The following is a 24,262-nucleotide window of genomic DNA, read 5'->3' on the forward strand; positions in this document are numbered from 1 at the left end:
GAGTGGCCGGGATGCGGAGACGGCGGTTGAGCGGAAGCGGCGACCGGCGGACCGATCTGCGACCGGGTTCCTCTTCTTCTTTCTCTCCCCTCCTTTTCGCCTCGCGAAAGGAACGAGCGCGTCAGCGCTGGATGCGATGGGACAAAAAATGGGCCAGCGGAAACCGCGGCCCATGAAGTGTGAAGGTCAATAAACCTCCAGAGGGGAACAGCTGGTGCGGCGGAACTGGGAGGAGACCGCCAATGCATCAGCTACGTGCAGTATGATCGTTTTTTGACCAGATGGAAGACATTTATTGTGCAATGCAGCTATGCATATGCTGCGTTGCACCCATACAGTCATATTTCTCGTTCGACGGCAGCCTCATGCCGCCTGCGCGCCCGGGTCGCTGTCATTGCGTGTCTCGGCAGCAAGCGTCTCGTCGACCTCCCGCAGTTGCCGGCGTTTCTCGGCGAGTTCCTCCGCAAACGCGAACGCAGCTCCCTCGCGCGAGTGATAGGAGGCGAGGCCCTTGTGGGCGTCTCTCAACCGTTGGCGATAGCGTTCCCGCTCGCCGTCAAAATCGTCAAGCGCATGCTCGAGGCGGGATATGGCGCCAAGCGGCGTCACGGTCACGGCCAGATCGATCTCTTGGGCCCCACCGGTACGCTGGAGGAGGGTCGCGTAGCGATACCCGTCGCCCTTGCCGAAGCGCTCGCCGGAATAGACGAGATCGAAGCCTCCGATCGAGGCGATGACGATCTCATCCTGCTGCTGAAGTTGAACAAGCGTGAGGATTTCCTTCATCAAGGCGCGGCCGGCGGCCTTCCGCTCGTCGAAAGGCTCACCGACGACAGTCATGGCGAAGGCGTCGGCCGAGGTCGGAACAAGGCGCTCGATATCCTTGCCGATTTCCGCAACCCGCCGCTCCGAGATCTCGATATCGCGTTCGGCGTCACGGATCTGCCGGCGAACCGCATATTGGTCATCGTCATGAGCGGCGCGCAGCCGTTCGAGACGGGCGATGTCCGCCTCGAGACCCGCCTTCCGCATCAACCGCTCGTCGCCGGAGGCAATGGCCTTGGCCATCGCAAACTGATTGGCCGCGCCTTCGCCGAGATCTTCGAGCCGCCGGATCGAGGTGTCGCCGGAGAGTGCTGCCGCGATGAAACGGGCCTTGCGCTCGTTGTTCTGCCACATCGAGGCATCGAGCGAGCCTTGCGTGGCATAGGCGAAGATATCGACTTCATCGTGCTGGTTGCCCTGGCGCACGATCCGGCCCTCGCGCTGTTCAATCTGTGACGGCAACCATGGGACATCGAGATGATGCAACGCCTTGAGCCGGAGTTGGGCATTGACCCCCGTCCCCATCGTCTCAGACGAGCCGATCAGGAAGCGGACCTTGCCGGAGCGCACGTCGCCGAAGAGCCGCTGCTTGGCCTCGGTCTTCTTGTAGTCCTGCATGAAGGCGATTTCGGATGCCGGAACACCCATGCGCACGAGCTCGTCCCTGATCCAACGGTAAGCGGAAAAACCGCGGCTCTTCTCGACATTGATTGTGCCGAGATCCGAAAAGATCATCTGCGCCGCACCTGAGAGATCGTAGGGCTTGCCGTCGGGTCGCACAAACGTGCTTTGCGACGTCTCCTGCCAAATGCGGAAGGCGTTCTGGACGAGCAGGTTGAGCTTGTTGTCCGGCTCGTTGTCATTGTCCGCGTCGACCAGGCGGAGATCGATGGCGGCATGGCGCCCGTCGGTGATGACGGAAAGCAGGATGTCGTCGCCGGGCTGCGCCGGCCCCTCGCGCATCTCGATCGCCTTGATACGGGCGTCGAGGACCACCTGGTAATTCTTGAAGGCCTGGGTCGGCTTGGCCGTCAGGATCTGCCGGCGGCCGGTCGAGAGATCAGGCACCTTGACGTAGTCGCGGAGGTCCGCGGGCATCACCACGTCGGCGAAGGACCGGAACATCGCGATCAACTCCGGCACATTCACAAAGGAGGCGAAGCGGCTGACGGGCTTGTATCTGCCTGATGGCTGGATTTCGAGTTCCGTCGTCGTGTCGCCGAAGGTCGAGGCCCAGGCGTCGAACTCGTGCAGGCCGCGCTCGCGCAACGCGTCGGATCCGAGCAGCCGCTGGACCGAAAACATTTCGCCGAGCGTGTTGGTAACCGGCGTGCCGGAGGCGAGCACCAGCGCGCGGCCGGAATTTTTGGTCTCGATGAAACGCGCCTTGACATAGAGATCCCAGGCGCGCTGCGAACCGTTCGGATCGATGCCCTTCAATGTCGACATGTTCGTCGCAAAGGAAAGCTTGCGGAACTCCTGCGCCTCGTCGACGACGATCTGGTCGACGCCGATTTCGGAAATGGTCAGCAGATCGTCCTTGCGGGTGGAGAGCGCCTCCAGTCGCTCCTTCAGACCCTCTTTCAACCGTTCGAGCCGCTTTCGGGACACACGGTCCTCACTGTCGACTTTGGTCAGCAGTTCCTCGTAAAGCTCCAGCTCATCCTGGATCATTTGTTGTTCAAATGCTGACGGGACGGCGATGAACCGGAACGCCGAATGGGTGATGATGATCGCGTCCCAGGTCGCGGTCGCCGCGCGTGACAGGAACCGGGCGCGCTTGTCCTTGGTGAAATTCGTCTCGTCGGCGACGAGGATGCGGGCGTTCGGGTAGAGCGCCAGAAACTCGCGCGCTGCCTGGGCCAGGCAATGGCCCGGTACGACGAGCATCGCCTTGGCGATCAGCCCGAGCCGCCGTTGTTCCATGATCGCGGCAGCCATCGTCATCGTCTTGCCGGCGCCGACGGCATGCGCAAGGTAGGTAGAGCCCGACGAGATGATGCGCCAGATGCCGCGTTTCTGGTGCCCATAAAGAACAAAGGCGGCAGAGGCGCCAGGGAGCTTGAGATGGGAGCCGTCAAATGTTCGCGGGGCGATGTTGTTGAAACGGTCGTTATAGACCCGCGCCAGCCGATCGGTGCGATCAGGGTCGGTCCACACCCAGTTCTGGAAAGCCTGCTTGATCTTCTGCAGCTTGTCGCGGGCGGCTTCGGTATCCACGACATTCAGAACCCGACGCTCGCCGTCCGCATCCTTGAAGACGTCGAAGATCTGCGGCACGCGGCTGTTCAGCGCATCGGCAAGCAACTCGCCGGCGTGCCGTCGGTCGGTGCCCCATTCGGATGTGCCAGCGGCCGTCCATCCGAGCTGCCGCGCCTCGACCGTCCATGAGCCGAGTTCCGGCATGTGATGGATCCTGATCTCCGCGCCCATCGTCTCGTGGACGAAGTCGACGATATCGGCTGCCGGGATCCAGGGTGCGCCCAGCCGAGCGGTGATGTCAGACGGTCGAAGATCCGCGGGCTGCACTACCTGCAGCGCTCGGACGTTTCGCCCATAGTGGTCATCCAGTGCGGCGGCAGCTTCCGCGACACCGAGCTTCGTGCGCACGGCGCCCGAGAGATAGGCGTCGGAGGTCTGCCAGGAACCGTCGACCGGATCGCGGAAGACCGTGTCACCAAGCGCATCGAGAACCGCATCCGCATCGCAATGCAGAAGCTCGGCGATATGGTCGAGGTCGATGCGACCGCGCTCGTTCAGCACGACCGCCAAGGCATCGGCTGCCGAGGTGATGATCGGCGGGGCAGGGGGCGCGATAACCCGCTCCGAGAAGATGGGACCAGGTTTTGCCGTGTCGGTCTCGAGGTCATAGTCCTCGATCGAGGCGACCAGCCAGCAATCGGGATCGTCGCGGAAGGGCTGCAGGTTGGGCTGGCGATGGGTTTCGCGCACCTCCGCGGTTTCGGGATCCTCGGTCACCGAAACGGTCGTGTGGTTGATCGGCCCGAAGTCGCGGACGAAGCTCGACCAGGCGATCCGCAATCGCACCTGCAGCTCGCGCCACGGCTTGTCGGTCTCCTGGGCCTTCAGGACGTCACGCACGGCATCGCGGATCGGGATCAGTTTCTTGATGATGCGGACGTGCTTTTCCGAAAGTCCCTCGCCGCTGCGGGCCTTGCGAACCTGCACCGTGACCGGCTCGCCGTCGACGACCTGCATGAGGCCATGCCTGACATCGACGAAATAGCTGCCTTCGCGTACCTTGGCATTGTCGGGACGAAGATGAACAATCTCGCCGAGCTCGTCCTCCAGATCGATGTCGATGGGAGTGGGCTCGCCGTCATAGATGTCTTCCGGGAGAAGAAAGATGGCTGCCGTCAACGCCGCCTCGAGCTCCTCACCCGCGCATGGCCGGCAGGTATAGGTCTCGCCGAAGGGACCGGAGGTCAGGGCATGATCGCCGAGCACGAACTCCGGGTGCTCAGCGAACCATCGGTTCACGCGGATTGCGCCCTCGTCCTCGGCAGCCGGCCGCACCTCCTCCAGGTCGAGCCAGGAAAGGTCGCCTTCCGTTTCACCTGCCTTGCGCTTGCGGAAGAAGAGAATGTCGACGACGACATCTGTGCCGGCCTCACGCCGAAAACTGCCTTCGGGCAGACGGATCGCGGCAATCAGGTCGGCGGACTTGGCGATGTGCTCGCGCGCGGTACTATCCACCTTGTCCATCGTGCCGGCGCTGGTGACGAAGGCGGCCAGGGCACCCGGTTTCAGGAGATCGATCGACCGGGCGATGAAGTAATCGTGCAGCCGGAGACCGAGCGAACGATAGTGCCGGTCGGAGCGCACCGTCCGATCGGAAAAGGGTGGATTGCCGATGGCAAGATCGTAGATCGCGTTGAGATCGCTACGCGCGAAATCCCCGTTGATGATGCGCGCCTTCGGCTGCAGCAGTTTCGCGATGCGCGCGGTGACGGAATCGAGCTCGACACCAGTGACGTAGCTCACGTCGCGGTATTGTTTCGGCATCAGCGCCGGAAACAGGCCCGTTCCGATCCCGGGCTCCAGCACGCGGCCGCCGCGCCAGCCGAGCCGTTGCAAGCCCTTCCACATCGCGCGAATGATGAATTCGGGGGTGAAGTGGGCATACTGCGTGCAGCGGGCGAGCGACGCGTATTCGCCGTCGCTGACGGCCGATTCCAGCGATGTCCCAAGATCGTCCCAACCGTCACGGAAGTCGGGTTCGCCCGGCCGCCGGAACATGCCGTTTGCCAGCTCGCCAGCGCCGAAGCCGGTGAAGCGGATCAGCCTTGCTTGCGCTTCCGGAGTTGCGGGCAAGCCCAGCTTCTCGAGTTCGTGTGCCGTGAGGATAGCGGCAACGTTGATGCGCGCCCGTTCCTTCCAGGTCGCGGCGAGCGCGCGATCCCCGTCGTCGAGATAGAAGTTGGTGCGCTCACCCTGCTTTCGCGGCAGCGGCCGGTTGGCCGTTGGCAGAACCCGCGCGGGCGTCGGAGAGGGCGGGGTCGGATCGGGCTCATCGTCGTTGGCGGCGAAACCGCCGAACGCAGTGACGCCAAGACCAAGCCCTGATGACAATGCGCTGCTGCCTGATAGATCGAGGGTGAAGGGATCGTTGCTCATCGAAAGCTCCTTGCGAGCGAGCGTCATCGAGCCGCCGCAAGGGCAGTCGAGGAAACGCGAAGGGGTGTAAGGGGCCGCCGCCTGCATGGGCGGTGCGGCTACGGTCGGCCGAGCGCTAGTCGCGCCCGATCAAGATCAGCTGCATGGTGTCGCCCGCGAAAACGATGCGGAGATGCGTGGCATCCGGGCTCGCCGCCATCATCGCCTCCAGCTGCCCGGCATCGAGGAAATCGACACCGTCGTCGCCGCCGAACGTCCGGCGCTTGACCTCGAACCAGTCGTCGTTGGTGGCTGGATTGCATTCCTCGGCATAGACGACGAAGGGTTTCTGGCCGCCGGCAAGCTTGCCGTTCGAGAGAAGATAGACTCCGTGATCTCCGACCAGCCACAAACCCGGCTGTTCGCCCTTGCCGGGCCTTAACCCATATAGGGGTTGCGAAAGCCGCCATTAGCTTCGGCATCGGTGCGCCCGCGCGCGATCACGTCGCGCACGGATGCAAGCGGAAAGGTGAGCATGGTTGCACCTCTCAAGCCGCGATCGGCGAGGGGAGGTGGCGCAGTTGTACCGGCAGCTTGGCGGCGATCTCGTCGTCGCTGAGATCGTCCAGCAGCTTCAGAAACGTGCCGCCTTTCCCGCCGTAGAGCATCACCGTGCGCTTGCCGCGCGAGGCATCTGGCCAGCGCTCACCGGCATAGCCGCGATAGTCGTCCGCCGTGCTGCTCCAGATATGCTCGAGGCGTTCCTCGCGCGCCATGGATCGAACCGGGCGGCTCTCGTGCTCGATAATCGCAACGCGCATGGTCTCAACGGACGGTCGATCCGAGAGGTCGCAATAACCGTGGAAATAGCGGATCGCTTCGTCGATCCGCAGCGCAAAGAAGACACTCGTGACCGAACCGGTCAGGAACTCACGCATCGCGAACATCGAACCGCGAATCCAGAGCGGCGGCAGGATTTCGAACATATAGTCGTGCTCGGCCTCGCCGATCTCGAACCATTCGCCGACGTAGAGCGGCGTGGCATCGCCGCCCCAGCGGTTTGGCCGTTGATGATGACGGTCGAACATGCGGAACATCTGCGATCGATTTGCGATGCCCTGGAAGACTTTGCGGATTGCGGGAGAGGGGGTCATCTGCGGCTCCTTCGGAGGTTTCGGACCGAAGCGCGGCACTGTCCACTCGACCTTGCCTTCCTCTTCAGTCCTTCATGACCCCTTCCGGGCCGCCGGCATCGCAGCTGCCGGGGTCAAGGGCCGGCTTAAGCCGGGCGAAGCCTCCCTTGACGCGGGCGGCGCGCATGCGGCACGCCTTCTCCTTCCTTCTTTTCCCTCCTTCCCTTTTCCCTGATTTTCAGGACCTCGTTCCAATCCTGCTTGGCCGGCCGAAGCCGCGTCCAGTCGCAGCCGGCATCGACGGCGAGCGTCCGCAGTCGCTCGGCAAACATGTCGCCCTGAGGATTGGCGTCGGTCGCCGCAACCATCTGGACGCCAGGCCGCGCAGCCAGCTCCCGTAGAGCTGCCTCGGTCGTCGGCGACCATCCGCCGCCAGTGCTGAGATAAAGCGTGCCCTCCCGCAAACCTTCCAGCGCCGCGAGGCTCATGGCGTCGATCGCGGCTTCCGTGACAGCCAGACGTAATGCGCTGTCCGAACCGAGGCGGAAAAGAACCTTCGTTCCTCCGGAAGCAAAACCCCGGTAGTGCGGACCGCGCGCCTCCCAACCGGTCAAGACCCCGGCATGGTCCCTGTGCGCCGCCCACATGCTGCCTTGCGGACCCTCCCGCAGAAGGTCGCCTTTGATCGCCGTTGTGAGCAAGAAGGCTGGCAGACGGCGCTCGCCATTAAGGTATCGCCATGTCGCGGAACCTGGCCAGGGACGGCGGCGAGCCTGCCAACGATCGGAAAGAGAAAGGTCACATCTTTCGCCATCCCTTGCGGGCTGCCAGTCCTGTCCCGTGATCCGAAACCCGACGAGATCCGCGACCCGTTCGGCGCCTTCGAGAAAACCGACACGATCGAGATGTTCGACGAGCCGGAACACATCGCCTTTCGCTTCAGACAGAGGATCGAACCATCCGCGTCCTTCGTAAGTGACGATGATGATCTCACCGCCGCGCCGGAACTTGACCGCCCGCCGCGTGCTTTCTTTCGCGTCTATTGCAAACCCGGCATGCTCCAGCACCGCCGCACAACTGACCTGCTCGCGCAGCGCTTCAATCTCTCTTCTCTTCATTTTCTCTTCCGATCGCCCAGCGATCGGCCTCCATAATCCTTGCCTACCCGTCCGTTCACGGACGCCTTTCGGCAGGCCGCGAAGAGCAAAGACCGCAAGGGCGCGGACGCGCAATTGTCGGATCATGCAAGCTGAATTGGCCGCGGCGCAGCTTCCCTTGCGGCCTGCCGCTCGCAAGCGGCACGCCAAGGGCGCAATGCCGGCTCAATGGGCCGGCCAGGGCATGTACTCATGCACGACCGCCAGGTTGTCGTCGGCGTCGATCTCGTCGGACGGAAGGACGCCGTATTCGCCGTCGACCTCGAAGAGGGTGACCGGGACCATCAGGTCACGGGAGAGCTGGAAGGCGTGGGACTGGGCGAGAGAGAGATCGTGCGACATATGAGAGGCTCCTTCGGGAGCGGGCCAATTCCCGCTCGATGGCTCCTCAAAAGGCACGGGGTCCGGGCGCGATCACCGCGACGCGAAGCGGAAGCGGCCGCAGCTTGCTAGCGGACCCCTTGTGGGTTGATCGCGGAAGATCCGGAACCGGGCCAGGACGCCATCAAAAGAGAGCGGGATTGGCTTGCTTCGTTTGAGCTCTCAGCCTCATCCGATCGCTTGCCCCTGTTACCGCGCGCGTAGCACATCGACCGCGTATCTCGGTCCAGCCGACGATGCCAATCGTCCATCTACCGTGCCTCGCTTCCGAAAGCCGGTCGCGCGACAGCGAAAACTTCAGCGCATCCTCACAGTTTCCGACGGCGTTTCGCCGAACGCTTGTTGATAAGCCGCAGCAAACCGCCCCATGTGGGTAAAGCCCGCACTTCGTGCGACGTCGGAGATTGGCAGAGAGGTTGTGTTGCCAAGCAGAGTTTTGCGAGCAGCTTCCAGGCGGATCGTTCGCAGGTATGTCAAGGGTGTCGTTCCCTTGAACTGCTTGAAAGCGCTCTGCAATGCCCTCACGCTCGTCCCGATCTCGCGCGCTATTTCAGACACCGCAAGGGAACGCGACAGGTTGGCATGCATGTATTCGATCGCTCTCTTTACACGCCATGGCACGGCCGGCGAAGTCGACTGCGCAACTCGGCGGAGGTAGTTGTTAGGGACAGCTCTCAAAAGTGCGATCATCGTTGCTTGGAACAAGTGCTCGATCGCCGCCAGCGGGAAGCTATTTCCCTCGGAACCATCAATGCAATACCAGACAAGATTGCCAAGTGCCGCCAACCTCGAACCACTTACGGTTGTCAGGTCGACAACGCAGTCAAATTCGACATCATCTACAACCGGTCCCTCAAGCAGCGCACTAACTTGCCGAATCATTGCCGCCTTCTCGAATGCCAGCAGGACGTAGCTGCCGCGCTCGAGTTGAATGAACTCTCCGAGCCGGGTGGAACTAGTTATAAAGCCCCTGGTTCGCGTCGGAGAAACAAGTTTTGCGGCACTTTCTGTTTCCGAAGCGGGCAGACAAAGGGCGTAGGCGTCAGGCGCAGCATCGAAAGGTGTTTTCGCCCAGGAACAGTTCTTTCCCTTCCATGCTCTGAACCGGCCGACAATATAAAGCTTTCCTTCGACGAAGATCTTTTGGTCCTGTGGTTCAGCTTCGGAGTAAAGAAAGGGCGTCCCACCGGCCTCCGAACAACTGTCGGCGTTGGATGCCCCCATCCCAAAAGCAGGGAGCCGAGCATAGCGCAATGGATCCTCCAAAATCAGTAGTTTGCAACACGGACCCAACACCCATCCCCGGCGGGCAGCGCCTCTGGACCGCTCTCTCCAATCTCCAATCAATCGGACTCGGAAAGGTTTGCCCTCTCTAGTGCCTGCTCGATCGACGCTGCCCCGAGCGAAGCACAGGCATTCTCCAAGTGTTGTTCGATTTCGACCAAGGCTTTTCCTTCAAGCGAAGCGATTTCTGCGATGGTCCTGCCGCGAGCAATCCATCGAAGGCAGGTTTTTTCAAGTGGTGAAAGTATCCGTTCCTTCATGACAAACATCGCACTTAGTTGCCCCGCGGTCGGCGGCAGGTGTGGTAGGGGACGGCAGCATCGACGTCGCGATGAAAGCCGAGACGGCGGCGCCCCGAGAAAAAGTGGCTGCCGTCGGAACCTATGCGACGGCAGCCGAGGTGCCTCGGGAGGAGGCTGGGAATTCGTAATATCTACCGCATGACGTATGTTATGATATAACATATCGCATAATGTAGTTTATGGAACTGGACGGTGATTTGAGCAGTGTTGCTTTGCCTACAACTGAACTCACAAAAGCAAAAATGTAACACACAGCCCATTTCGGAATTGCAACGGCCAATCAAACGAACTAGTTCGTCGAAGCATCGTCTTTCAAAGCGCAGTTTTCAGTCACTCACCAAGTTTCACTGCCAAAACCTCTGAACTTTATATTCGACCCTGCCCGTAGCGGGCGGCTACGACGCGAGCGAGATGGCCTAGGTGGCGGGAGCGATCCCGTTGGAGGTGCGTGCCGCGCTTGCATTGTTTGGCGCGGGCCTTTCCTGCCACAAGGCGATCGTATCGAGCTCCAACTTTTCGGGGATCCCTTTTTTCATCGCGAATTCCCCGCTCATGCCAGCGCCGGTAGCAACTGGTCGATGCTCTTCTTGGCGTCGCCGTAAAACATGCGGGTATTGTCCTTGTAGAACAGCGGGTTCTCGATGCCGGAATAACCGGTGCCCTGACCACGCTTGGAGACGAACACCTGCTTGGCCTTCCAGACTTCGAGCACCGGCATGCCGGATATCGGCGAGTTCGGATCCTCCTGGGCGGCAGGATTGACGATGTCGTTGGAGCCGATGACGATGACGACGTCCGTCTCAGGGAAGTCCTCGTTGATCTCGTCCATCTCGAGCACGATGTCGTAGGGAACCTTCGCCTCGGCCAAGAGCACGTTCATGTGGCCCGGCAGACGGCCGGCGACCGGGTGAATGGCGAAGCGGACGTTCTTGCCGGCCGCCCGCAGCTTGCGGGTCAGTTCCGAGACCGACTGCTGTGCCTGCGCCACAGCCATGCCGTAGCCCGGCACGATGATGACACTGTCGGCATCGTTGAGGGCTGCGGCTACGCCATCGGCATCAATGGCGATCTGCTCGCCGGTAATTTCCATCGCCGGACCCGTGGTCGCGCCGAAGCCACCGAGGATGACCGAGACGAACGAGCGGTTCATCGCCTTGCACATGATGTAGGAGAGGATCGCACCCGATGAGCCAACCAGCGCACCGGTGACGATCAAGAGGTCGTTGCCGAGCGTGAAGCCGATGGCGGCGGCCGCCCAGCCGGAATAGGAGTTCAGCATCGAGACGACGACCGGCATGTCGGCGCCGCCGATGCCCATGATCAGGTGGTAGCCTATGAAGAAGGCGAGAGCCGTCATGACGAGCAGCGTCCAGGTGCCGGCACCATTGACGTAGAGCACCAGCAGCACCAGCGAGAGCAGTGCGGCGCCCGCGTTGAGCAGATGACCGCCCGGCAGCTTCTTTGCCTTGCCGTCGACCTTGCCGGCAAGCTTGCCGAAGGCGATGACCGAGCCGGTGAAGGTGACGGCGCCGATGAAGACGCCGAGGAACACCTCGACCTTCATGATCGACAGTTCCACCGGCTCCTTGTGTGCAAGGATCGCGGCAAAGCCGGTCAGTGCAGAGCGGGCCGCCGCATCGAGGCCGGCAACGTCAGTCGCTTCGATGTGGGCGTTGAAGCCGATGAACACGGCGGCGAGACCGACGAAGGAATGCAGCGCTGCAACCAGCTGCGGCATCTCGGTCATCTGCACGCGGGAAGCGACGAAGTGGCCGAGCACGGCACCACCCGCAATCATCAGGGCGATGATGAACCAGTTGCCGACATCAGGTCCGAAGACCGTGGCGACAATGGCAAGGCCCATGCCGGTCATGCCATACCAGACGGCGCGCTTGGCGCTTTCCTGGCCCGAGAGCCCGCCGAGCGAGAGGATGAAGAGAACGGCTGCCGCAATATAGGCGGCCGTTACGATACCGATCATCATGATGTTTACCCCTGCCCGATCAGGATTTCTGGAACATGGCGAGCATGCGCCGCGTGACGAGGAAGCCGCCGACGATGTTAATCATGGCGATCAGCACCGAGAGCGCCGCAAGCAGCACCACCAGCCAGTTGCCAGACCCGATCTGCAGCAGAGCGCCGAGAATGACGATGCCGGAGACCGCGTTGGTGACGGCCATGAGCGGCGTGTGCAGCGAATGCGAGACGTTCCAGATGACCTGGAAACCGACAAAGCAGGCGAGCACGAAGACGACGAAGTGGCTCATGAAGGCCGGCGGCGCAAAGGCACCGACGGGAAGCAGCAGCGCCGTGCCGATGGTAAGAAGCGCCAACTGGCTCTTCGTCTGGGCCATGAAGGCCGCGGCCTCGATGGCTCGCTTTTCTTCCGGCGTTGGTTCCTTCACCTTCTCCTTTGGTTTCTGCGCCGCGATCGCGGCGATCTTCGGCGGTGGCGGCGGATAGGTGATCGCACCCTCGAAGGTGACGGTCGCGCCACGGATGACGTCGTCTTCCATGTTGTGGACGAGCTTGCCATCCTTGCCCGGCGTCAGGTCCGTCAGCATATGCCGGATATTGGTGGCATAGAGCGTCGATGCCTGCGCGGCCATGCGGCTCGGGAAATCGGTATAGCCGATGACGACGACGCCGTTGTCGGAGACGATCCGCTGATCGGCAACCGTCAGCTCGCAGTTGCCGCCGCGCTCGGCGGCAAGGTCGACCACCACCGATCCCGGCTTCATCGCGGCCACCATGTCGGCAAGCCAGAGTTTCGGCGCATCGCGGCCGGGGATCAGCGCCGTGGTGATGACGATATCGATCTGAGGCGCAAGCTCGCGGAACTTGGCAAGCTGCTTCTCGCGGAATTCCGGTGAAGAGGGCGCCGCATAGCCGCCTGTTGCAGCGCCATCCTGTTGAGCGCCCCCCTCACCATCGGCAAAATCGAGATAGACGAATTCGGCCCCCATGCTCTCGATCTGTTCGGCGACCTCGGGACGCACGTCAAATGCATAGGTCTGGGCACCAAGCGAGGTGGCGACCCCGATCGCAGCAAGACCGGCGACGCCCGCACCGATCACCAGGACCTTGGCCGGCGGCACCTTGCCGGCGGCCGTCACCTGGCCGGTAAAGAAGCGGCCGAAATTGTTGCCGGCCTCGATCACCGCGCGATAGCCGGCGATATTGGCCATCGACGACAGCGCGTCCATCTTCTGGGCGCGACTAATGCGCGGAACCATGTCCATGGCGATGACGTTGGCGCCCTTCGCCTTGGCAAGCTCCAGCAGCTCGGCATTCTGGCCGGGATAGAAGAACGAGATCAGCGTCTTGTCCGCAGACAGATACGCGCCCTCGCTCGGTTCGGGCGGCCGTACCTTGACGACCACATCTGCCGAAGCCCAAAGCGCTTCTGCCGAAGGCGCCACCTCAACGCCTGCGGCGCGATAGGCATCATCGGAGAAACCAGCCGCAACGCCAGCACCCGTTTCGATGATGCTGCTATAGCCAAGTTTCGCAAGTTGCACCGCGCTGTCAGGTGTCAGCGCCACACGCGACTCGCCCGTATTGATCTCCCGAGGTGCCCCAACCTTGTTTGACATACTTATTATTCCTCTCGAAATTATCGGTTTATCGCGTGGTAAGAGGTTTCTTTGTTAATCTTGACAGTCCATCCAAGCCACTATCGTGTCGGGGATGGCGTCGGAATTTCATCTCACACATCATCAAGTGGGTATTCCCATAAATCCTAATTCTTCCAGAGGTGTATTATCAACTTTGGCAGCGAGGCTCGCGAGGTAATGCACGGCCTCCGAATTCGTCGGGCGCATCCAGGCCGCTTCGCCGGTGACGACCGAAGTTGACCTGTCGAAAGGGGTCGTGCGACCCCGCAATCGGCGCGGCATTCAAGCCGTCGGAAACACGGCCAAGCGGATGATCAAGGTTTGGACTTTCTAGTGGCACGATCACCTTGGCGCGCGGACCACCGATTGCTGCGAGCGCCCAACCGAGCCAGCGTCGGGGTGGCATGGCTATGTTCAATAGATAAAAAGCACATCTCTATCGTGCCATGTCCCGTGTTTATTCCATTCTTGAATAATTAACAATGCTGAAATTGTCAACCTCATCAAGAATTGTCCACGTACATGGGGATTCGTAACGGAAATCTTTTATGCTATTGAATAATTAATCCGAGGTCCGCCATGGTTGGACACCAGCAGAGGTTAATGGCCGGAGGCAGTATAACCGAAGCCGCCGGGCGTACGTCCAAAGAACTTGCTGCCGCCCCGGCAAGTAACACTCCTCCACTGGACGGAAGGCGTCATGAAACGGTTCTTCCCTGCTGCCGAAAAAGCAGCGGATGAGCACTTGGTTGACGCCCGCCCCGTTGGTAGTGTCGATGTGCGCCTATCCAGGCGCTGCCAGCCGGTCGCGCGTGGAATATTGGAGGGCGCCGCTTTCGCGATTGTGGAGAACCTGGTGAGCCGTGGACAACCGAACTTATAGGACGGCCTTCCGCTCATGCGGGCCGATCTTCTCATGCATCATGACCGGCTTCCTTCTGGTGTGAGGCACCCCCACGCAGTTTGCGTGCATGAGCGCCGTCAGCGCCTGGTGTGTTTCCTCCGGCCAATGCAGGGTCCCCGCTGCCTTCCCGGGCCGAAAACAGATCGAACTGATATGTCATGGACTGGCGGGGCTGGATATCTCTCCGACTCGTTCCGTGAGAGACCAATGCTGCGCCCATTAACGCAGATTGTGATCACGCAAGAGCGTCTTTCGACAATCCTGCCAAAGCCTTCAGGCTTGCAAGATCGACGTGCGGGACCGGTAGGCTGCGCCAACAATCACTCGCAGATCGATCCTCGAGGGATTTCTAGAAGTCGATTAGAGGAAGCACCAGAATAACTGCAGAAAATCAGCGCCCTTTGGACAGCATCTCACGGACTTGAACGAGCCACCGTGACCAGGGGTGCCACGGATACGACCGCTGGCCGGTATGGAGCTACGCGGACCTCGTGCAAAGTCAGCTCGACGAGCCCTACTCTCACCGATTTTCGTCCTTACCGTTCGCTGACCTCCTCACACGCCGACGATCCGTCCTGACTTTAGCTCATCACCTGCTACGCTGCAGCCAGAGCGGAATCCTTGTAATCTTCGTTCTTGGTCGTCATTGAAGGTCACCATGGTGGGCGCGAAAGCCTCGACTGCCATAGCGGTCCCACGCCGGGCACGGACATGAGGCGGGCGGTGCTCTGCGCAGTGGATGATCACGACGAACTCGATCCTCCAGATCGACATAGCTGAAGAGTTCACCCGCCCTCACATCGCCGCCGCGCATGCATGACTCCAAAACTCGACGTGAGTGAAATCACGGCGAAAGCCTCCAGGCCAGTTTCTTTTTAAACAGCCTGCTAGTCTTACTGCGTCACAAGTTTGTAGGTTCTAGCGGCATTGATCCTGGTGCAGCATGGAAATCTCTGAAGGTTGGGACTGAGTGCGACGGTCAAGTGCCTACGGACGGTTGCGATCGAATTTGGCGTGTGTCGTTCGGGTCGGATCGGGGGATCCGCGGAGTCGGTAACCTTCGGGAACGTTAGGTTCCGGGCGGTTTTTGGTTTTGATCGGCGCTGAGGGGGGAATCTTCTCCCTTTGGGAGATGAGGAATCCGTTAGCGGCAATGCAAAGGCTTGCATGATGATGGAAGCCGCGCCAGCCGCGCCCCCTCGTAATGGCCGAGCCCGAGTTCCTGCTTGAGGTCCTGATAGTCGCGCTCGATACGCCAGCGTAGCTTGGCGGTGCTGACGAGCGTTGCGAGCGAAGCGTCGGCGGCGAGAGTGGAGAGCCAGTACTTGAGCGGCTCGGTGTCGCCCTCGGGCCATTCGATCAGCAGCCATTCCTCGGCACGGGGGCAGTCAAATTGTAACCCCTGGAGGCGGGCCTGACGCGCACGGCGGCAAAGCGGGAACTGAGATCGGTGTTCGTTCCTTCCCGCCAGCCAATGGTCTGCCAGGCTTCGTGCGGCAGCTCCTGTGCCATCGCTTTCACCGATATCGGTCTGTGTTCAGGACTGCGACGCATCAGCGGGGTTGGCCAACCCTTTCCACGCCAGGGCTTGGGCTGCAATGGTTCCTCGCTGGGTCGCCAGACACTAATAAGTGTCGGTTGCCACGACATAGTCGAGGCCGAGCGCCGACAGGCCGGTGCGGAATGCGCCGTCCGCGCCATAGCCGGCGTCGGCCAAAACCACGCCGGGCGCAACTCCGTCCGCTTGAGCGGCGCGGATCTGGTCGAGCGCGATTGCGGGCTTCGTCTGGAGCGCGACGCTGTCAGGAATCTTCGCCTTGCGCCGCCGCGCGGGATCATCGGCCCAGATCTCGGACAAATACAGCCGATAGGCAATCGGCGAGCTCGCCGCGACGTTGGCGATCGAGAGGCTGCCCGCGACCTGGCAGTTGTCCTGCTTGCCGAGCTGGCCGCAATATTGCCGCGCAACCCCGACCGAATGCTTGCCCTTCTTGGGGAACCCGGTGTCATCCACGATCTAAGCCTCAATACGCCCATTCTGCTCGATCAGCGGCAGCACCAAGTCACGAACCCGCGCCAGGAGAGCCTCGTCAGACACGGTTGGCCGATGCCCGCGCTGGCGCCGTCACCGCCGCCAGAGCCTCGACACTCTTGCGGTCCACCGGCAGCATTAGTCCGAGGCAATAATCGTTGAGCGGCTCCGCCCGATCGGCGTGCCCGATCACATCGACCGGCTTATGGACATAAGCCGCAAAGGCTGCTTCACTTCCCATGCTCAGGCCATTCATCTCAGCGTTCTCCTGCTGACTACGAATCGCTTACGCTAGCACAGCATTGCTCAGCGAGAATCCCAGGATTTGTGACTCAGTAAGACTAAGCAACCGGATATCGCTCCGCCGAGCCGACTTCCGCCGCCGAAGAGCTCCCAATTGCGCTCAACTTATCCATATCGCGCACTGTTCGCGCCCGGCGACCACAAATCATTCGGAACGATCTGGACTGCAGATCTGGACTGCATAGGCTGGGATAACTACGTCGCGCCTCCGCATTGCGGATAGAAAACAAACGTTGATGGAGACTGAGATGAAAAGGCACTTACTCGCCGCTTCCTTCGCGGCTCTGCTGGCGACGCCGGCCCTTGCCACCGAATGCACGCCGATCACTAAAACACAGGTCGAGCATCTGTTTGATCGATGGAACGCCTCTCTATCGACGCTTGATCCCGAAAAGGTCGTAGAAAATTATGCAGCTGATGCCCTTCTTCTGCCTACGCTTTCGAACAAACCACGCCTGACCCAGAAGGAACGCGCCGAATACTTCGCTGAATTCCTGCAAAAGCATCCCAAGGGGGAAATCGACAGCCGGACGATCAAACTCGGCTGCAACGATGCCATCGACACGGGCATCTACACCTTTACGTTGAAGGACGGCACCGAGGTCCCTGCGCGTTATACCTTCACCTACGAATTCAAGAACGGCAAATGGCTGATTTCGTCGCATCATTCTTCTGCCATGCCTGAAAGAGAGCCTAGCTGAGCTTTTAGGGAGTGTCCGAATCACCGACACTCCCGCCTCCCTTTGCAATCAGAGAACGGGCGCCGAACCTTTAACCTCCTGAAGCAAATATAAACTCGACGATGAATCCTCTCCAGAAACCGAGTTGATATGTATAGTTATGAAGTCATTGCAAATGCTCATCGAGCGCGTCATCCTGTATAGACGCCGGATACTCGTTATTTTTTACTTTGGATTAGCTGCAGCGCTGGCGCTCTATAGCGTTTCATTCGGATTGAAATTCATCAATCTAGCGGGTTCTGTTTTGGATGCCAGCGCAGAAGACATGATCCTGTCTATATTATGGCTGATTGATGGCGCATTGGTCGGCGGGCTGATCGTTATGGTGATGATTTCTGGCTACGAGAAATTCGTAAGTCGATTTGATGAAGCGGAGAAACACTCCGACCGCGAGGTCTCGTTCATGGGTAAGCTTGATTCCGGGAGCTTGAAGATTAAGGTCGCTTCATCCATCGTTGCTATCTCGTCGATACATCTGCTTCAAATTTTTCTGAACGCGGGCCAATACGAGAGCTCCCAGCTCGTGGTATTGACCGGTATACATCTGGCGTTTGTGGTGTCCGCTTTGCTGATGGGGCTGCTTGAAAATATCATGAAAAACACGCATAGCTTGCATCGCATTGGCGCTGCAGCATCCCCTCTTGAGTAGAGAGCCAAGATTGCTGTGGGGCGACCTCGCCATCATCCGGGTGGCGGGCGGATCGAACTGAGCGCGTTCAACGCAGCGGGCGAAAGCCCGCAACGTGCCGGCGTGTTTGCTGAAAAGAGTAGCCGAGCGAGTGGCGCAGTTCGATGTAACCTTCGGCCTTCTCACGGAGGAATTCTGCGACTGAGAAGAGGCCCATGATGTCGCCGAGCGCCTGCGTAATCGTATCGAAGCTGCGAGCGGCTCGCTTTCGCAGAAGCGCTTTGAGTTTTGAGAATGCTATTTCGATGGGGTTCAGGTCCGGCGAATAAGGCGGCAGGAAGAGAAGCCACGCCCCTTTCGCCTTGACCAACTGTTCGGCACGCTCGCTTTTATGGAAACCGACATTGTCGAGGATGACGACATCGCCTTTTGACAACGTCGGGGCAAGCTGGGTGTCGACCCATGTTTCGAAGATGCGGCAGTTCATCGGCGCATTGACGATCCATGGCGCGCTCAGCCGCCAGCGAGGGCATCTGAACGCAGGCGGACAGCACGATGGCATTGACATCGCTCGTGTCCATCGAACGGACAATGCCGGGCAGCTTCATCGGATCGTGTGCGGCCACCGCGAGGTTGTCGGAAATTTCGAGCGCGCGCCATACGCTGACCTCGATGCCTTCGTTGCGGATGTAGTCCACGACGAGCTCAGTGAGCGGCTTCATGTAAGGCGCGACGAGCGCGATTTTCTTCGCGCCCATCGCCTGGATGCCCTCGACCAGCGCACCGGCCGACGTCACCACTGGTGCGGGATTGCCGTTGTCGACCGTCGCCTTGTGCAGGCGCTCCCGTGACTGGCGATGGTAGCCATGCCCCATTGCCATGATTGCTACCAGACAGGCATAACCCATAACATCGACGCGCGCGTCCGAAAGTTCGAGGGGCAATGGTCGCTGTCCCTGTGGCCTTCAATTCCTCGGCGGTTACATGCTTCATCCGCATGCGGGAGGAGTGAAAAGTGAACCGCTCTGGCGACACGAGTTCGCGAGCCCGCAATAGTGCCGGTATTTTCGTTTCCATCGTGATGTTGGAGCTCGGAACGATCTGACCAATACGAAAGCGCTTCATTTGCTGGACCCTTGTTTCGAGTAGGTTTCACCACATTAATTATTCATACCGTGAAATATCAAGACAAGGTAAGCCCCAAAACGCCAAATGCTTTCATTATTCCATCCGGCCAGAGAGAGTTTTGGGTGGCCTCAAAGCGATTTGCGTCAACAGATTGATTTAAAAGTTATTTTCTCAAGTTTCCCAGCCTCATCGCCCGCCTTCCGCGCTAACCTTTTATTAGAAACGGCGACATCTGAATGGCGCGCAGAGATTGAACGGTGCTTGCCGTATACCCAGTCGTAATATAACTTTGAATAATAAATTCGGGCGCTTGAGGAGGCGATCTTACGGGCTTCACAAGATCGCGACTGCCGCATCGGCGAGCCCGTCACCGATCACGGCATGCCGTCATTGAGGGGGAATTTGCATGGAACAAGAAACCGATTTCGACGTCATCGTGCTTGGTGCCGGCTTCGCCGGCGTCACGGCGGCCCGCGAATTGAAGAACAACGGCCGCAAGGTCGCCGTGCTTGAGGCGCGAGATCGCATCGGCGGGCGCGCCTGGACGTCGGACCTCGACGGCCATAAGGTTGAGTTGGGCTGTACGTGGATCCACTGGTTCCAGCCCTATGTCTGGGCAGAATTCGTTCGCTCCGGCCTGAAGCTGCATGAAGATCCCTGGTTGCCGCCGCTCACCATCTGGGTAGACGGCAAGCCGCAGGACATCGAGTTCCGTGAGTTCCGGGCGATCCTTCAAAGTGCCTGGAAGAAATTCGCCGGCGATACGCCGGATGGTCCGCGCATGGACAGGCCCTACAGTCTCGAAGCGATCGCAGAGGCTGAGGAACTCGACACGCTGAGCGTTCAGGACGTACTCGACCGGATGGGCCTATCGCCGCTCGAGAAAGCAGCCTTCGCCGCTGAGGTGAGTGCCCAGACGAACGCGCCGCTGGACCAGTCCGGATACCTGTCCCAGCTGCGCTGGTGGTCCATTTCCGGCTGGGATATTGGGCTGATGATCGATTGCCTCGCCCGCTACAAGGTCGACAGTGGCGTTACATCCCTCATCACCTATATGGCGGAACGCGCCAATCTCGACATCCGCCTCAACTCCCCCGTCGCCGACGTGGTGCAGGACGAGCGCGGCGTCACAGCGACGACCCGTGACGGCCGTCGCTTCACGGCGAAGAAACTAGTCTGCGCCGTCCCGATGAACTGTCTGAAAAACATCCGGTTCACGCCGGCGCTTGCGCAGGACAAACTAGTCCTTTCGCACGAGGAACATGCCGCAAAGGGCATGAAAGTACTGTTCCGCACGGAAGGCGAAGCCACCGGCCATGCCGTCATCGCTCCGCCCGGCACACCACTTAGCCTCCTCAACCCCATCCGTGTAGAGGGCGAAACCCGCATCTACGTCGGCTTCGGCACGGATGGCGCGGCTTTCGACCCGAAGAACCTCGACGAAGTCAACGCGGTGCTTGCCAGCCTTCACCCCGAATTGAAGGCAGTTTCGACCACCGGGCACGACTGGGCAAACGACGAGTTCTCACTTGGCACCTGGCACATGGCGCGGCCGACACAGAACGTGCGGATCGCAAAGGCCTTCAAGACGCCGGACGGCCATGTCCATTTCGCGGGCGACTATCTCGGGCGAAATTGGGTAGGCTTTATGGACGGCGCAATCGAGTCCGGCCTGCTAACTGCGGACAAGGTGGAAACTGAAATGCGCTCTGCCTCAAACCCAACGTCCTCACGTCGCTTTAAGGCGCCGCCCGGTCTCACTGGCTAACGCCGCATCGAGTGAAGCCACTCTGCCTTGATCATATCTTAATTTTCGACCAGGAACTGGCATGCCAAAGAAACCGCTATTTTTCCACATGCTTCCTGAGATGGAGAAGCACTATTGTATGTCAATGGCCGTTCGTGCCGGCGATTATCTTTTCATCGGTGGCCTGACGTCCACAGATGACGAGGCAACGAAATCCATGCCGACGACCCGGCCGCGCAGATGAAGCGGATCTACGAGATCCTCGGCAGCACCCTGCCAAAGTCCGGCGGCGCGCCGCGCGATGTGGTCAGCGAAACCATCTACTACAATGTCAGTGTGGACGAGTTCAACGAGACGCTGTTCCCGCATCGCCAGGCCTTCTACGGCGAGGAGGGGCCCTCGGTCGCGGGCATGGAAGTAGTCGGCTTTACCAGCCCGGCGATCCGCGTCGAGACGACGGCCGTCGCCTATCTCCCCCAGTCAAACTGACACGAGGCACTGTGATCATGCAGGCTCACGGATCAGCGCCCCATTCGGGAAAATCCTTCTGGCTGCATGACTACGGCATGTATGCCCCGAACCATGCCGTGGATGGGCGGATCGATTGCGATGTCGCCATCATTGGCGGTGGAATCGCCGGTATGTCCACTGCCTGGCATGCGGCGAAGGACGGTACCGGCCGCATCGTGCTGATCGAAGGCGAGATCGTTGGTTTCGGGGCCAGCGGCCGCGCCGCTGGCTGGATCATGCCGCAGTTCGGTATGGATCAGTTCACTATCCGCCGAAAATACGGCCTCGAGCGCTCGAAGGCGGCGTTCGATTACTGTCTGCGCGCGATGGTCTATACACGCGAGATCATCGAGAGCAACGGGCTCCAGTGTGACTACCGGCATCCGGGTCTGATGCGGGTGGCCTTCGACGAACGCTGGGTAGACGACGCCCGCGCCCTGCAGGCGATGTATTCCGAGTTCGGCATGCAGGGGCTGCAGTGGATGGACGGGCCTAGCTTGCAGGCGGAATTTGCCGGCAATCCGAATTTCAAGGCGGCATTGTTCGATCCCAATCTTGGCCTGCTTAACCCCTGCAAGCAGGTGCGCGAACTGAAACGCCTCGCGGAAGCCGCCGGCGCGCGTGTCTACGAAAACAGCCCCGCCATTCACATCGAGCGCCTGGCATCGGGCGTCCGGATCGTCACTCCGCGCGGGGAGATTCTTGCAAGCACGGTGGTGATCGCGACCAACGCTTTCACCCACATGCTTGAAGGCCCTGTCGGACGCGAGTTACGCCGGTTTCAATCCCCGGTCTTCGCACGAGGCGCGGTGACGGAGCGCCTGACGCCCGCACAATGGCAGGCGATCGGTTGGCAGCGCGGCAATGCGATCGAAAGTACGCTCGACCTGTTCCACTACATGGCGCCCACCGCCGACGGTCGTATCCAGTTCTACTGGATCTATTACGGCGGGCACTCGATGTTCGGCGAAATGGAGCCGACGGCCAGCGCGGAGGGCGGAGAAGTTTCACTGCAGCATCTCAAGCGGATTTTCCCGCAGTTGAGCGATATTCGCATCGCCCAGACTTGGGGCGGGCACATGTCCGGGACGATGGACCTGGTGCCGCACCTGACGACGCTCGGCGACCGGCGCGTGATCTATGTTGGCGGGTGCTGGGGCCATGGGCTGGCGATCAACCATCTGCACGGCCAGACCGTCTCGCACATGCTCAACGACGTCAGCAGCGACCTCACCGATTTCTGGATCGTCAACCGGACGCCGCGGAAATGGCCGCCGACCCCTTTTGACTATCTGGGCAAGGGGCTGGCTTGGAGCGCGCTGCGGAGAAAGGCTCGCCGGCAACTGGTGGGCTCCATTTTCGAGGCACCAGAATGAGGTGCACTGCCTAAAGGCAACATACGAAACGGTTGCCGGAGAAGACATCATCTATTTTATAAGCCGATGCTGTGCAAAATTCACATGTTCGGATAGACCGGGCCTTCGCCGCCCTGCGGCGGCACCCAGTTGATGTTCTGGTTCGGGTCCTTGATGTCGCAGGTCTTGCAGTGCACGCAGTTCTGCGCGTTGATGACGACGACCGGCTTGCCGTTCTTCTCCACCCACTCGTAGACGCCAGCCGGACAGTAGCGCGTCGACGGGCCGGCATAGATGTCGTGCTCGGAGCGCTTCTGCAGGCTCATGTCCTTGACCTGCAGATGCACCGGCTGATCCTCCTCGTGGTTGGTGTTCGACAGGAACACCGAGGACAGACGATCGAAGGTCAACACGCCATCGGGTTTCGGGTAATCGATCTTCGTGTGCTTTGCTGCCGGCTCGAGGCTCTGCGCATCGCTCTTGCCGTGCTTCAGCGTGCCGAACAGCGACAGACCGAACAACTGGTTGGTCCACATGTCGAGACCGCCGAGTGCCACGCCGATCGCCGTGCCGAATTTCGACCACAGCGGCTTGACGTTCCTGACCCGCTTCAGGTCCTTGCCGATATCGGTCTGGCGCCATTCGTTCTCGATCTCGACCGGCTCGTCATTGGCCCTGCCCGACGCGATCGCTTCTGCCAGTTTGTCAGCCGCCAGCATGCCAGACAGCACCGCATTGTGGCTGCCCTTGATGCGCGGCACGTTGACGAGACCGGCCGAACAGCCGATCAGCGCACCGCCTGGGAACGACAGCTTCGGCACCGACTGGTAGCCACCCTCGGTGATGGCGCGAGCGCCATAGGACAGCCGCTTGCCGCCTTCAAAGGTGCCGCGGATGGCCGGATGGGTCTTGAACCGCTGGAACTCCTCGAACGGGAAGAGGTATGGGTTCTTATAGTTCAGGTGCACGACGAAGCCGACCGCGACGAGGTTGTCTTCCAGATGGTACAGGAACGAACCACCACCGGTCTTCATGCCGAGCGGCCAGCCGAACGAGTGCTGCACCAGGCCCGGACGGTGGTTCTCGGGCTTAACCTGCCAGAGCTCTTTCAGGCCGATGCCGAACTTCTGGACGTCGCGGTCTTTCGACAGATCGAACTTCGAAATCAGCTGCTTGGCGAGCGAGCCGCGCACGCCCTCGCCGATCAGCGTGTATTTGCCGAGCAGCGCCATGCCGCGGGCGAAGTTCGGTCCCGGCTCGCCGTTCCTCTCGATACCCATGTCGCCGGTGGCAACGCCGATGACGGCACCCTCGTCGTTGTAGAGCACTTCGGTTGCGGCAAAGCCCGGATAGATTTCGACGCCGAGTTCTTCCGCCTTTGTCGCCAGCCAGCGACAGACGTTGCCGAGAGAGACGATGTAATTGCCGTGATTGTTCATCAGCGGCGGCATCAAAAAGTTCGGCAGGCGGATCGAGCCGGCCGGGCCCAAGAACAGGAAGTGGTCGTCCTTCACTTCGGTCTTGAACGGACGGTCGGCGTCCTTGCGCCAGTCCGGCAGCAGCCGGTCGATGCCGATGGGATCGACGACGGCGCCCGAC

Annotated in this window: 15 protein-coding genes and 3 pseudogenes; 5 read left to right on the forward strand and 13 right to left on the reverse strand. The window is 60.5% G+C overall.

Annotated elements, in window-relative coordinates; translation table 11 throughout:
• Positions 1 to 363: 363 nt before the first annotated feature.
• The 10 genes and pseudogenes from ACYJRZ_RS26635 to ACYJRZ_RS26680 form a co-directional block, all read right to left on the reverse strand.
• Entirely contained in the window at positions 364 to 5,463 is a 5,100-nt protein-coding gene (locus ACYJRZ_RS26635) for a DEAD/DEAH box helicase family protein (protein WP_459463772.1), read from the reverse strand.
• 115 nt (positions 5,464 to 5,578) lie between these two features.
• Positions 5,579 to 5,979 (reverse strand): annotated as a pseudogene (locus tag ACYJRZ_RS26640) (DUF3085 domain-containing protein).
• An 11-nt stretch (positions 5,980 to 5,990) separates the two neighbouring features.
• Positions 5,991 to 6,596 (reverse strand): DUF1419 domain-containing protein, encoded by a 606-nt coding sequence (locus ACYJRZ_RS26645; RefSeq protein ID WP_459463773.1) that lies wholly within the window; start codon positions 6,594 to 6,596, stop codon positions 5,991 to 5,993.
• Positions 6,597 to 6,721: 125 nt separating this feature from the next.
• Positions 6,722 to 7,693 carry a DUF3991 and toprim domain-containing protein gene (locus ACYJRZ_RS26650; RefSeq protein ID WP_459463774.1) on the reverse strand — a complete coding sequence of 324 codons (972 nt, stop codon included), beginning with the start codon at positions 7,691 to 7,693 and terminating at the stop codon, positions 6,722 to 6,724.
• 204 nt (positions 7,694 to 7,897) lie between these two features.
• A complete protein-coding gene (locus ACYJRZ_RS26655; RefSeq protein WP_440854635.1) occupies positions 7,898 to 8,074 on the reverse strand; it encodes a hypothetical protein in 177 nt (58 codons plus the stop codon).
• 336 nt (positions 8,075 to 8,410) lie between these two features.
• Positions 8,411 to 9,367, reverse strand: coding sequence for a helix-turn-helix transcriptional regulator (locus ACYJRZ_RS26660; protein WP_459463775.1), 957 nt, complete (start codon positions 9,365 to 9,367; stop codon positions 8,411 to 8,413).
• 89 nt (positions 9,368 to 9,456) lie between these two features.
• Positions 9,457 to 9,666 (reverse strand): LuxR C-terminal-related transcriptional regulator, encoded by a 210-nt coding sequence (locus tag ACYJRZ_RS26665; protein ID WP_440854633.1) that lies wholly within the window; start codon positions 9,664 to 9,666, stop codon positions 9,457 to 9,459.
• A 583-nt stretch (positions 9,667 to 10,249) separates the two neighbouring features.
• A complete protein-coding gene (locus tag ACYJRZ_RS26670; protein WP_459463776.1) occupies positions 10,250 to 11,683 on the reverse strand; it encodes an NAD(P)(+) transhydrogenase (Re/Si-specific) subunit beta in 1,434 nt (477 codons plus the stop codon).
• Between the two features lie 19 nt (positions 11,684 to 11,702).
• Complete coding sequence (locus tag ACYJRZ_RS26675; protein ID WP_459463777.1) at positions 11,703 to 13,295, reverse strand: Re/Si-specific NAD(P)(+) transhydrogenase subunit alpha; 1,593 nt, start codon at positions 13,293 to 13,295, stop codon at positions 11,703 to 11,705.
• A gap of 1,912 nt (positions 13,296 to 15,207) precedes the next feature.
• Positions 15,208 to 16,493, reverse strand: a pseudogene (locus ACYJRZ_RS26680) (IS701 family transposase).
• A 310-nt stretch (positions 16,494 to 16,803) separates the two neighbouring features.
• Here ACYJRZ_RS26680 and ACYJRZ_RS26685 point away from each other — a divergent pair.
• Together ACYJRZ_RS26685 and ACYJRZ_RS26690 are read left to right on the forward strand one after the other, a co-directional pair.
• Positions 16,804 to 17,256 (forward strand): SgcJ/EcaC family oxidoreductase, encoded by a 453-nt coding sequence (locus tag ACYJRZ_RS26685; RefSeq protein ID WP_064334239.1) that lies wholly within the window; start codon positions 16,804 to 16,806, stop codon positions 17,254 to 17,256.
• Between the two features lie 139 nt (positions 17,257 to 17,395).
• A complete protein-coding gene (locus ACYJRZ_RS26690; RefSeq protein WP_459463778.1) occupies positions 17,396 to 17,944 on the forward strand; it encodes a YqhA family protein in 549 nt (182 codons plus the stop codon).
• Between the two features lie 67 nt (positions 17,945 to 18,011).
• Here the strand turns inward: ACYJRZ_RS26690 and ACYJRZ_RS26695 are convergent, their stop codons facing one another.
• Together ACYJRZ_RS26695 and ACYJRZ_RS26700 are read right to left on the reverse strand one after the other, a co-directional pair.
• A complete protein-coding gene (locus ACYJRZ_RS26695) occupies positions 18,012 to 18,491 on the reverse strand; it encodes a transposase (protein ID WP_459463779.1) in 480 nt (159 codons plus the stop codon).
• Positions 18,418 to 19,048, reverse strand: a pseudogene (locus ACYJRZ_RS26700) (maleate cis-trans isomerase family protein); the annotation flags it as partial. The gene ACYJRZ_RS26695 and the pseudogene ACYJRZ_RS26700, both read right to left, overlap by 74 nt.
• A 409-nt stretch (positions 19,049 to 19,457) precedes the next feature.
• Here ACYJRZ_RS26700 and ACYJRZ_RS26705 point away from each other — a divergent pair.
• From ACYJRZ_RS26705 to ACYJRZ_RS26715, 3 genes are all read left to right on the forward strand, one after another.
• Positions 19,458 to 20,819, forward strand: a complete 1,362-nt coding sequence (locus ACYJRZ_RS26705; RefSeq protein ID WP_064334242.1) for a flavin monoamine oxidase family protein — start codon at positions 19,458 to 19,460, stop codon at positions 20,817 to 20,819.
• Between the two features lie 219 nt (positions 20,820 to 21,038).
• A complete protein-coding gene (locus ACYJRZ_RS26710) occupies positions 21,039 to 21,287 on the forward strand; it encodes a hypothetical protein (RefSeq protein ID WP_064334243.1) in 249 nt (82 codons plus the stop codon).
• A gap of 17 nt (positions 21,288 to 21,304) precedes the next feature.
• Positions 21,305 to 22,684 carry an NAD(P)/FAD-dependent oxidoreductase gene (locus ACYJRZ_RS26715; RefSeq protein WP_245337528.1) on the forward strand — a complete coding sequence of 460 codons (1,380 nt, stop codon included), beginning with the start codon at positions 21,305 to 21,307 and terminating at the stop codon, positions 22,682 to 22,684.
• An 80-nt stretch (positions 22,685 to 22,764) separates the two neighbouring features.
• Here the strand turns inward: ACYJRZ_RS26715 and ACYJRZ_RS26720 are convergent.
• A partial coding sequence (locus tag ACYJRZ_RS26720) for an electron transfer flavoprotein-ubiquinone oxidoreductase (protein ID WP_459463780.1) occupies positions 22,765 to 24,262 on the reverse strand: 1,498 nt, incomplete at its 5' end.

This window comes from Rhizobium sp. No.120, assembly GCF_054558365.1.